Raw genomic sequence first — 10011 nt, 5'->3', positions numbered from 1 at the left:
GGAAAAGCTTTTCCATATAATCCAATATACTGCGTTATCTTCCCTCGATATAGCCCGCTATATCTTCTCAAAGACGCCTTGTCTATTGAATTATATGAAAATCTGAATTTACAAATTAGAGTCGAACTCAGGTTATTAGTAAATAACAGATTTATAATCGATCATGGTTTATAATTCTTATGAATCAACCTAGAAGATTCTAAAACTAGAAGAATTCAAAGCTTGGGGTTTAAATAAAATCCAACTGAAAAGAATTAATTTTATTTAAAAGCTAAATTCAAATTTGGTTTATAAAGATTCAATAATATTTCTACCGATTTCGAAAAACTACTCCTTCTATTAGTTTCCTTTACTCAATCCCCTTAATTTTGAACAAAATATAGAATCATGTCTGATAGATATAACCAACGTGGGGTTTCTGCCTCCAAAGAAGATGTTCATAATGCCATCAAAAATCTTGACAAAGGACTTTTCCCCCAAGCTTTCTGCAAAATTGTGCCTGATCATTTAACAGGGGACGAGGAGTATTGCACCATTATGCATGCGGATGGGGCTGGAACAAAATCGTCATTGGCTTATATGTATTGGAAAGAAACAGGAGATCTTTCTGTTTGGAAAGGCATTGCCCAAGATGCCATCATCATGAATATTGATGATTTGCTTTGTGTGGGTTGTACTGATAATATATTACTCTCCTCCACTATTGGAAGAAATAAAAACTTGATTCCGGGCGAAGTGATTTCAGCTATTATTAATGGCACAGAAGACGTTTTGCAAATGCTGCGGAATAATGGTGTAAATATCATCAGTACTGGAGGTGAAACTGCAGATGTTGGAGATTTAGTGAGAACCATTATTGTAGACAGTACCGTTACCGCTCGCATGAAAAGATCGGAAGTGATTTCCAATGATAATATCAAAGCTGGACATGTAGTGGTTGGTTTAGCTTCTTATGGGCAGGCTACTTATGAAGATGAATACAATGGTGGAATGGGAAGTAATGGACTTACTTCTGCACGACATGATGTATTCAGTAAGGAATTAATGGCGAAATATCCTGAAAGTTTTGACCCTTCTGTTCCAGACAGCTTAATTTATACAGGCTCAAAAAAATTAACTGATAAGGTAGATCGCGTAGATTTAGATGCTGGAAAACTTGTATTATCCCCTACCCGAACTTATGCCCCGGTCATCAAGAAAGTTTTGGAAGAATTACCGGGCAAAGTAGCCGGAATGGTGCACTGCAGTGGTGGAGCCCAAACGAAAGTGCTTCATTTCGTTGAAAAACTGCATATCATCAAAGATAATTTATTCCCAACCCCTCCTCTATTCAGAATGATACAAGAAGAATCCCGAACAGACTGGAAGGAAATGTATAAAGTTTTCAATATGGGACATAGAATGGAGCTTTATGTGGAAGAAAAGGATGCTCAAAAGATAATTGACATCTCTAAATCATTTAATATTGATGCTCAAGTTATTGGAAGAGTGGAAGCTTCAGAAAAAAAGCAAGTGACTGTTAAGAGCGAACATGGGGAGTTTGTTTATTAGAAGGCTTACTTAAAAATATTAATGTAATCCGTAAACCAATATTGTTTTCCCCTTTTTGCTCCAGTAACTTCTTCAATTATTTTCTGTTTCTCCAATTCGGCAATAAGTGTGTAGGCTGAGGGTAACGATATACCAACTATCTCTTTCACCTTACTTGCATCAATTAATGGTTTCTGATACAGATAAGAAACCACATCTCTTGCATTATTAGTTCTACTACCTAATTTTTGAAGTTTTTCATCCACCTCTTTTTGAAGTTTAAGAATCTTGTCAAATGTTTCAATACTACTCTTTGCCGTTTCAATGACCCCTACTAAAAAAAATTTTATCCATTGATTTATATCATTGTATAATCTCACTTTCATCAAATTAGAATAGTAGAGTTCTCTATTTCTCTCGAAAAAGTCCGATAAATATAAAATAGGTTTCTTAAGAATTCCTTTCTCAACTAAATAAAGTGTAATCATTAAGCGCCCAACCCTACCATTTCCATCTAAAAATGGGTGTATAGTTTCAAATTGGTAATGGATAAGCGCAATTTTCAGCAGATCGGGTAATTTAATTTCTTCATTATGGGCAAATTTCTCTAAATCAGCCATAAGCTCAGCTATGTCATTATGAATGGGAGGAATGAAAGATGCATCTGCAATGGAAGCACCTCCAATCCAGTTTTGACTTATTCTGAAATCTCCTGGGATTTTATGTTTTCCCCTTACCCCCTGAAGCATTATTTCATGCGTTTGTCTAATAAGTCTGGATGAAAAAGGAAGTTCATCTAATTTTTTTATTGCTGAATTAAGTGCTTCAATATAGTTCTGAACTTCCTCCCAGTCATCTCTTTTTTCTTCAGCTACATCTGACTTATCTAGTAATGCTTCTTCCATATTTGTTTTTGTACCCTCAATCTTACTCGATTGAGTAGCTTCTTTTAAAACATGCATGCTAATGAATAAGTCAATATTGGGTACATATTCAGAATACATATCCAACCTGCCAAGTTGCCTATCAGCTTTGCTTAGCAAATTAATAATCTCTATGTCTTCTAAAGCCCAATTCCTAACTAACTTCTCTGGTTGGAAACTTTTAAAAGTGCCTTGATTTATAAAAACTCCTGATTTAAAATTTTTCATGATTCTTTAACCAAATATAGTTCTTAATTAAGATAATCGAAAATATTTTAAATATTGATCACTACTAATAAAGAATTTAATGATTTATTTAATTAAGGATGCGACTTATTTAAATAAATTATAAAGTAATCTCCTTATCGAGCTCAAAGACATAAAATAAAGTTATATGTGGAAGAAAAGGATGCACAAAAGATAATTGACATCTCTAAATCATTTGATATTGATGCTCAAATTATTGGAAGAGTAGAGGCTTCAGAACAAAAGCAGGTAACGGTAAAGAGTGAGCATGGGGAGTTTGTTTATTAAGAAGTTTCAATTCTATTTAAAATCGAAAACTCAAAGTAAACTAAGACTCCAATTACTATTATTTCTCCAATAAAATAAATAAGTCCTAAAACGGTGAGTTGATGAAATAATAAAATGATGAGCACTGTAGTAAGTATACAGTACAATAAATTGGCGATGGCAATGGTTTTTAAAAATGGCTTCCAATTTCCTTTGAGAAAGAAAAAACAGCTCAAAGAATAAAGGCAAAATATCACTGCCATTAAAGCTAATGAAATTAAAATTTCTATTGGCATTCCTATGTATTCCTGAAAATTAGTAAATACAATTCCTATAATTAATGCTGTAAAAAATGCTCCTAATCCGTCCACTAAGAATATTTTGGAAGGAGAAGAAAGGTATTTATTGATCATCTTCTTTAAGTTTCATCAAAATATACTTTGCTAACTTTAGGTTAAATCCTGTTTCATCATAATATCCGTCTGTATATCTTCTCCTAGCTTAAAAGTATGCTTATCAAAAGCTTTAAAACCAATTTTCTCATAAAACTGAATAGCATTTGGGTTTTCTTCCCATACACCTAACCATAGGTAATCCAATTTCTTTTGATTTGCTATTTCTATAGCTTTCTGATAAAGAGATTCGCCAATTTTCTTTCCTTGAAACTCCTTTAGAACATAAATCCTCTGTATCTCAAGTGATTTATCATCTTTGATATCGGTTTGGGATTGACCGAAATTAACCTTTAAATATCCAATAATTTCACCTTCAAGAATGGCAAAATAAAATTCAGAATTAGGATCATTTAATTCTGCTATTAGTTTCTCAGAAGTAAACTCTTGGTTTAAATACCTGAGCATGTCCTCCTCTGTATTTCCGACAGCATAGGTTTCAAAGAAGGTCTTTCTGCTGATTTTTTGTAAGTCAGCTATATCCTTAAGGCTTACTTTCTTTATTATCAAGCTTTTCATTTTCAAGACCTTTCAATAGGTAATACACCTTTTAAGCTAGGTTTAACTAATTTTTTGTGTTCGCCCGAATATCAAATAAGCCACCGCCCCTAAAAAAGGCATAAAAATGATAAAGATTGCCCAGATGATCTTACTGGTATCATCTTTAAAATTGCTTTTTGTTAAATCAACAATAGCCCAAATAATTAATAAAAGAGGGAGGAATAGAAGAAAAATGATTCCTAATCCACTTATTCCTCCTATAAACAATAATATAGTATTTAGCATAAAATTCATTTAAATTAGAATTGATATAAATTTAAGGATAACGATCTGCTTTTCTAAGGTTTTTGTGGATTTGTATAAGAAGCTATAAAGAAACACTATACCTGACTACTCTTGGGTTGAGATCTAATTTCTTTATAAATCAGTATTCCAATTACAAGATATTTAATTATCTGTGATGGAATGTAAACAAATAGTTGCCCATCTTATTCAATATATTAGTAGGACACAAAAGCAAACTTATCTCCGCTAGGTGACCATGAGGGAACATTGATGGTACCTTGGCCTCCAGTAAATTCACATAAAGTTCTAATACTCTTGTCTTCTAAATTATAATATCTTAAAGCCACCTTTTTCATTGCAGGATGATTGCTACCTTGATCTTCCAGGTAAGCAAGATAAACAAATCCATTTCCTTCTGGTGAAGGATGAGGAAACCAATTGGAATATTTATCATCAGTTAATTGCATATGATTACTTCCATCTGCATTCATTCTCCAGATTTCCATTTTACCAGATTGAAAGCTATTGTAATAAATATATTTACCATCATGGGAGTAATCAGGCCCATCATCTAGGCCATCTGCTGAGGTTAGTCTTCTCTCTTTACCGCCTTTGATGTCAATAGAATAAATATCTAAATCGCCATTCCGTGCCCCAACAAAGGCCAATGTTTCTCCATCAGGAGACCACCCATGCCAGAAGGAGGGCCCTTCGGTAGGGATTAATTTAGGACTACCCCCCGTTATAGGGAGTATATATATTTTAGAAGTTTCCCAATTAATATCACTTGTATTAGGTTGATCAAAATGGCTAATAACTAAAAGTGAGCCATCTGGCGAAATTCCATGATCATTGTTTATCTTATCTGCGAAATCAGTAAAAATGATCTTCTTCTCTTTGGTGGCTAGATCAAGTTTAAATAGGTTTCCTTCAGAATTATATACAAGGTATTTTCCGTCTTTACTCCAATTCGGAGCTTCCAAATAATAATTTTCTTTTACAACTACAGTTCTTTCGTTAGTTGTGATATCAAATATCTCAATAGTTGATTCAATCTGTGCATTTACCTTAATTAGAGGTGTAATTAATATAAGTAAAAAGAAGAGTCGCATATGAATTTTTTGACTGTTGACGCCCAGCTAAGCAGTAGATGTCCAAAACTTGGTTAATAATAACAATAAAAATAGTAAAGTTGTACCAACTCAACAAATTTTCAGAAAGAGACATATCACGACTGACATCCGTTAGAAGGGCAGGATCAGAAGAGAAAACCAAAGAATATGCGTGGTAAGGCAGATGGTTTACAAAGTTAAAGGGACATAGTTTACACTTTTCTAACTAGGCATTCCGCAGGATTGCATACTAAATTATTTCTATACAGTAAGTCAATCCTGCGGATTGACGGGCTTTCTACAAAGAGCCCCGGTTTCGTTGCCCACTGTCTCGCCATGATTTATACAGAATGTTAGTTTTCGTTTTTATTTCCGCATTCAGGGCAGTCGAAGGAGCCTATAATTGTCTCTTTAGCTGATAATGTTAATTTTGCATGACAATGTTTGCAAATTACTGATTCTCCACCTACTACAATTGTTTTCGCCCAGATGTCACCAACTCTCTGATTTCTTTCGGAGTTCTTTACAGTTATAAATGCAACGATTCCAAAAGTTATAAAGAGTTCTAAGCCATCAAGAATCCTCCTTTTCAGAGACCGTCCAAAAGAAATGGGATTTCCATTCACAGTCACTACTTTTAGTTGAACAATCATATGTCCAATCGTCTGTCCTTTAAATGATTCAACTAATGGAAAGTAGATAAACCAAGTTAGAAAAAGAATAAAGCCAGACCATCCGCTAACACTGTATCCACCTTCATCTTTTGGACTTCCGAATTGGAAAATATACCAAAACCAAAAGGCAAGATAAATACCATAATCAATAATCGTTGCTAAAGCTCTTCTTGCAATATTTGGTTGAGTTCTGATGTTTCTCATGTGAGTGAATGAAAACTAACGTTTTGGCTAAAAAACTGTGGCGGGTTAAAAGCACCGCACTATCAGCCTTAGATAAAGATAGCAAAAAACAAGAAATATTCAATTACCCACAAAACAGCCATTGTTTTTAGCCTCGCGTTGGCAACTGCTTTTTACCATTCAACTTAGTTCTAAATAAAGGGATGGGTTATTCAAAGGAACTTTATTCAGCATTTCAAAGCACCACGCTTGTTGCTGCAAATAAGATCACGCATAGCTATAGATTTGATTCATTTACAAAACAGAACTATAGTACATAAAAACACAATTTGTTGGGTACGTTCAAGGTTTAAGAGTTATTACGTGATATCGTTACGCCAAACCAAAATAAATACAAATTATGGCAATAGTATCAAAAAAACCATGTACAGCTACAACAAACCACAAATCGTATTTACGCAAGTAGAAGATCAAGGCTAAGAGTCCTCCGACAATACCTGCAACAAGTTGCCCTGTAATTCCTTGATGACTATGCATAAAGCCAAAAAAACAAGCAAGTAGAACAATATTAAGCATAATACTGACTTTGCTTTCTCCAAAGAATTTTACAACTTGTCGCATAAAATAACCACGAAAGATAATTTCTTCTCCAAACCCCGAAGTTGCCCATACTAACAATAATGCAATTAAACAGGCTGGAAGATTTCCTCTCAATTGATCAAAACTTGAATAATCGATAGGAACTCCTGTGAGTTTTGTAATTCCAGGAACCAATGCGAAGACATAAAAAACAAAGAGGCCTAATGCAACTAATGGAGCAAGTACTAAGATGTTTTTGACTGTGAATTTTTCACGTTGAAACCCAAGTGCTGAAAACGGTTTTCCTTTATATTCTACATAATTAGCTATAATGATTAATATAGAAATAATGATGTTTTCTACGTAACTTATACGTACGGGTCCAAACCATATAAAGCAGATGATTGCTATGGTAATTAATGGAACTAATGTTTGTCGTAAGGTGATTTTGTTCATTTATTTTGTTTTTCGTTCTGAAACAAAAGTAAATCGAAAACTTCCTTTATTTGCATTTTTAGAGTGTTTAGGTACGAAAGCGCTATTTTTAGGTATAAATATTTTAGCGTAAAACCGACTGGTACGAAAGCCCCGGTTTCAGGTACAAAAAACTATGCAGACAGAAGTTCCTTATTGAAAGTTTTGGAAACGGGAAGCTCCATTTCGGTCAGGTAAATGGTGTTTGAGTCTTTCCAAGACTTGAAATGAGAGGGGTTGATAAGGTGTGAGCGGTGTACTTGAATAAGGAAATCAAATTCCTCTTTCAGGTTTTTTAAAGAGGTACGAATGAGTTTGGAATGAAGATTATTATTTTGAGTGTAAAAAATCTCAACGTAGTTCTGCGCATTGGACACACAGATCAATTCCGCCTTCTTTATTTTTAAGATATCTAGTTTGTTATCTCCCTTCATGGTCAGGATATCTTCCTTAGTTGGGATTAGTTTGATGAGGTAGCTTCTGGCAATCGCTAGAGCAGTAAGATTTACAATTGCCGCTTTCATCATGATTTCAGTGTTCCATTGAAGAAAATTATAGCCCCCACTGATGAGTGGACTCTTGTACAGTGCAAATGTACCTGTCGTATGAAGGATGTAAAAAAATAAGAGTGTGCTGACTTCAAAGCCAAATGACCACTTCTGCATTTTATCATAGATTGCCTTTTGGATAACAGCTATGAGCACATATCCTAAGAAAGCGATAATGTTGAATCCAATGCTGGATCTGATCCAAAAAAGGAAACCTGTTGTTTCATCAGTAAAGGGCCTCATAAAAAACATGAAAAGAAAACCCCATAGGGCGAAGAGTAAGCCCACAAGTAAGTGGTATCTGATGGATGGATTCAGTTTATTCATTTCAGCTACTCATCATTTTGAAATTTTACTACCTCAAACTTATTCAGTGTAGGAAACTGCTCCAAAAAATTAGATGATTACTTTTAGTTGTAGTATTCATGTAATTTTCTTTAGATCAGAGGTCAGTTTCTCGGTTGTTGCCAACGCCCATATAAGAATTCGTAGGGCGGTAAGTAAAGATACAATTTGCAGTTTACTATTGAGCAAAATCGCATTGCGATTTCTTAACTTCCTTTTCTTTTCAAAAATCGCCAAAGCGATTTTGTGGGATTTCAGATAACCACAAAACTCTCCTAACCCGTTGACGCCCTATAATTTTTATATGATGTTATAGCCTTTTTTTATTCTTTTTCAAATTCCCATTTCATATTTAAGAACTCATAAATAGCAACGCAGGAATATTCAAATGGTGTATCTGCATTTTCCTTTTTCATTGATTTTATGCTTTCTCCATACTTTTCAATCAACAGCGTATTTATTTCATCTCGTTCTTGTTCAGCTAATTTTGAAAATTGTTCCTTATCACTGGCCTTTTTAGGTCTTTCCTTTACTGTTGTCATACAAATACCAATAGAAACATCTCGTAAAAATCCTGATATAAACTTATTCTTTTCAACTAAGGATTTGCATTCCATTTGCAATTCCTTTTTACTTAGTTTGGATTTAACCAACTTTCCTAATAGTTGATAATTATTATTCATTATGTCAGTTAACATTTTAGTCAAATCCGTTGACACTTCTGAAATTAGTTGGTTGTCAGAAGTCTTATATTTAGAGTATGTTGACAAGGATTTTTCGATTGCAAGTGAATAATTGTCAATGCATTTAAGAGCTGTGTCCTTATTTTCTATATTGAGTAGTTTGCCTTCAAATTCTTGAACTGTTTTATCCAAATAATAGAACTCATTAATGTGAGCTTGGATGAAATCGCTTTCTGTTGAAGCAAAAATGTTGCTAATAATTAATACTGATAAAATAAATGTTGAAATTGTCTTCATATCATATTTACAAATTCGTAATAAGTGCTGTTTTATTAGTTTTTTTCTTGTCCCAAGCGATTACTTGTACTCCTTTTGAATAGTGTGTTCTAGTTGGAAGGTTGTTTAGCATATTCCTAAATCTGGGATATTCAATCTCAATTTCCTTTATTTCAATTTGATTAATTGACCATTCTAAATGGTGGATTTCAAATTCGTTAATAGAATTGTCGGTGTCTTGAAAAAGTGCATATCTTTCAGTTAGCCATTTGTCGAATTCAGTTTTTTCTTTAATTTCCTTTTCAATTACAAACTTGATTTTCAATTTGTCGTTGAATTTTGAATTATGAGATTCGTATTTGTTTTCAGCCCGTTTAATCTTTGAATATCGGTATGGAAGTTCAGAAATTCGCTTTGCGATTTTACAAGACAAATTAGTTCCGCCTTCAATGCTTAAAAAATAAACTCCCGTTTTATTATTAGACTTTACGTATGTTCGAATATTGATTTCGTCAAAATCTGATACTGGAGAAAAGGAAGGGAGGTGCTTTGGTCTAATTTTCTCCATTGTAAAAGCAACAACAGAAACCCAAGGTTTGCCATCAAAAAGGTCAATTTCTAATTCTTTCGGTACAAATTTTTTCAATTCGGTTAATTCCACTTGCCAATGAAGAAATATCGCATTATTCCATTCCTGATAATACTTCCAACTTTCACTCGACATTTTCCAAGGTCTGTGTTCTGTTGTGTTTAATATTTCTTTAATGGTCATTTCGTTTTTCTAATTGGCTATAACATTATAGCGTTTTATTCATCGTTCTCTAAAAGTAAATAAAAAAAGATTAAACTCCCATTCCTGATAATGTGATTTAAGAGCAGTAAGAATGATGAATAAAACGTTGTTGGACTGAGCCGATGGGATTATGGGCATTG

Annotated in this window: 12 protein-coding genes; 2 read left to right on the top strand and 10 right to left on the bottom strand. The window is 33.7% G+C overall.

Features of this window, described 5'->3' with window-relative positions:
• Positions 1 to 387 precede the first annotated feature (387 nt).
• Positions 388 to 1551: an AIR synthase-related protein gene (locus Q0L29_RS02395; RefSeq protein ID WP_296618748.1), complete on the top strand. Its 1164-nt coding sequence runs from the start codon at positions 388 to 390 to the stop codon at positions 1549 to 1551.
• A 5-nt stretch (positions 1552 to 1556) separates the two neighbouring features.
• On the opposite strand, the gene Q0L29_RS02390 is transcribed toward Q0L29_RS02395, so the two are convergent.
• Positions 1557 to 2681 (bottom strand): Fic family protein, encoded by a 1125-nt coding sequence (locus tag Q0L29_RS02390; RefSeq protein WP_296618747.1) that lies wholly within the window; start codon positions 2679 to 2681, stop codon positions 1557 to 1559.
• Positions 2682 to 2849: 168 nt separating this feature from the next.
• Here Q0L29_RS02390 and Q0L29_RS02385 point away from each other — a divergent pair, with 168 nt between their 5' ends.
• Positions 2850 to 2987: a hypothetical protein gene (locus tag Q0L29_RS02385; RefSeq protein ID WP_296618746.1), complete on the top strand. Its 138-nt coding sequence runs from the start codon at positions 2850 to 2852 to the stop codon at positions 2985 to 2987.
• On the opposite strand, the gene Q0L29_RS02380 is transcribed toward Q0L29_RS02385, so the two are convergent.
• From Q0L29_RS02380 to Q0L29_RS02345, 9 genes are all read right to left on the bottom strand, one after another.
• Entirely contained in the window at positions 2984 to 3379 is a 396-nt protein-coding gene (locus Q0L29_RS02380) for a hypothetical protein (RefSeq protein WP_296618744.1), read from the bottom strand. The genes Q0L29_RS02385 and Q0L29_RS02380 overlap by 4 nt on opposite strands.
• Positions 3380 to 3415: 36 nt before the next feature.
• A complete protein-coding gene (locus tag Q0L29_RS02375; RefSeq protein WP_296618743.1) occupies positions 3416 to 3937 on the bottom strand; it encodes a GNAT family N-acetyltransferase in 522 nt (173 codons plus the stop codon).
• Between the two features lie 42 nt (positions 3938 to 3979).
• Positions 3980 to 4204: a PLDc N-terminal domain-containing protein gene (locus Q0L29_RS17535; protein WP_367275742.1), complete on the bottom strand. Its 225-nt coding sequence runs from the start codon at positions 4202 to 4204 to the stop codon at positions 3980 to 3982.
• 215 nt (positions 4205 to 4419) lie between these two features.
• Complete coding sequence (locus Q0L29_RS02370) at positions 4420 to 5316, bottom strand: transporter (protein ID WP_296618741.1); 897 nt, start codon at positions 5314 to 5316, stop codon at positions 4420 to 4422.
• 353 nt (positions 5317 to 5669) lie between these two features.
• Positions 5670 to 6194, bottom strand: coding sequence for an RDD family protein (locus Q0L29_RS02365; protein ID WP_296618740.1), 525 nt, complete (start codon positions 6192 to 6194; stop codon positions 5670 to 5672).
• A gap of 351 nt (positions 6195 to 6545) precedes the next feature.
• Positions 6546 to 7208, bottom strand: a complete 663-nt coding sequence (locus Q0L29_RS02360) for a CPBP family intramembrane glutamic endopeptidase (protein WP_296618738.1) — start codon at positions 7206 to 7208, stop codon at positions 6546 to 6548.
• Between the two features lie 152 nt (positions 7209 to 7360).
• Positions 7361 to 8101 (bottom strand): LytTR family DNA-binding domain-containing protein, encoded by a 741-nt coding sequence (locus Q0L29_RS02355; protein WP_296618737.1) that lies wholly within the window; start codon positions 8099 to 8101, stop codon positions 7361 to 7363.
• Between the two features lie 341 nt (positions 8102 to 8442).
• The gene (locus Q0L29_RS02350) at positions 8443 to 9099 is read right to left on the bottom strand and encodes a hypothetical protein (protein ID WP_296618735.1); all 657 of its coding nucleotides are present in this window, start codon (positions 9097 to 9099) and stop codon (positions 8443 to 8445) included.
• A 7-nt stretch (positions 9100 to 9106) separates the two neighbouring features.
• Positions 9107 to 9850 (bottom strand): DUF2071 domain-containing protein, encoded by a 744-nt coding sequence (locus Q0L29_RS02345; RefSeq protein WP_296618733.1) that lies wholly within the window; start codon positions 9848 to 9850, stop codon positions 9107 to 9109.
• Between the last annotated feature and the right edge of the window lie 161 nt (positions 9851 to 10011).

Source organism: Marivirga sp., assembly GCF_024636815.1.
Classification (GTDB): Bacteria; Bacteroidota; Bacteroidia; order Cytophagales; family Cyclobacteriaceae; genus Marivirga.
This window is presented reverse-complemented; position numbering and strand designations above follow the sequence as displayed.

What these genes read in the sequence shown, in the direction of transcription:
- Q0L29_RS02370 (WP_296618741.1), bottom strand. Translation starts at nt 5,316, where the DNA reads ATGCGACTCTTCTTTTTACTTATATTAATTACACCTCTAATTAAGGTA.
- Q0L29_RS02360 (WP_296618738.1), bottom strand. Translation starts at nt 7,208, where the DNA reads ATGAACAAAATCACCTTACGACAAACATTAGTTCCATTAATTACCATA.
- Q0L29_RS02395 (WP_296618748.1), top strand. Translation starts at nt 388, where the DNA reads ATGTCTGATAGATATAACCAACGTGGGGTTTCTGCCTCCAAAGAAGAT.
- Q0L29_RS17535 (WP_367275742.1), bottom strand. Translation starts at nt 4,204, where the DNA reads ATGCTAAATACTATATTATTGTTTATAGGAGGAATAAGTGGATTAGGA.
- Q0L29_RS02390 (WP_296618747.1), bottom strand. Translation starts at nt 2,681, where the DNA reads ATGAAAAATTTTAAATCAGGAGTTTTTATAAATCAAGGCACTTTTAAA.
- Q0L29_RS02345 (WP_296618733.1), bottom strand. Translation starts at nt 9,850, where the DNA reads ATGACCATTAAAGAAATATTAAACACAACAGAACACAGACCTTGGAAA.
- Q0L29_RS02350 (WP_296618735.1), bottom strand. Translation starts at nt 9,099, where the DNA reads ATGAAGACAATTTCAACATTTATTTTATCAGTATTAATTATTAGCAAC.
- Q0L29_RS02380 (WP_296618744.1), bottom strand. Translation starts at nt 3,379, where the DNA reads ATGATCAATAAATACCTTTCTTCTCCTTCCAAAATATTCTTAGTGGAC.
- Q0L29_RS02355 (WP_296618737.1), bottom strand. Translation starts at nt 8,101, where the DNA reads ATGAATAAACTGAATCCATCCATCAGATACCACTTACTTGTGGGCTTA.
- Q0L29_RS02375 (WP_296618743.1), bottom strand. Translation starts at nt 3,937, where the DNA reads ATGAAAAGCTTGATAATAAAGAAAGTAAGCCTTAAGGATATAGCTGAC.
- Q0L29_RS02365 (WP_296618740.1), bottom strand. Translation starts at nt 6,194, where the DNA reads ATGAGAAACATCAGAACTCAACCAAATATTGCAAGAAGAGCTTTAGCA.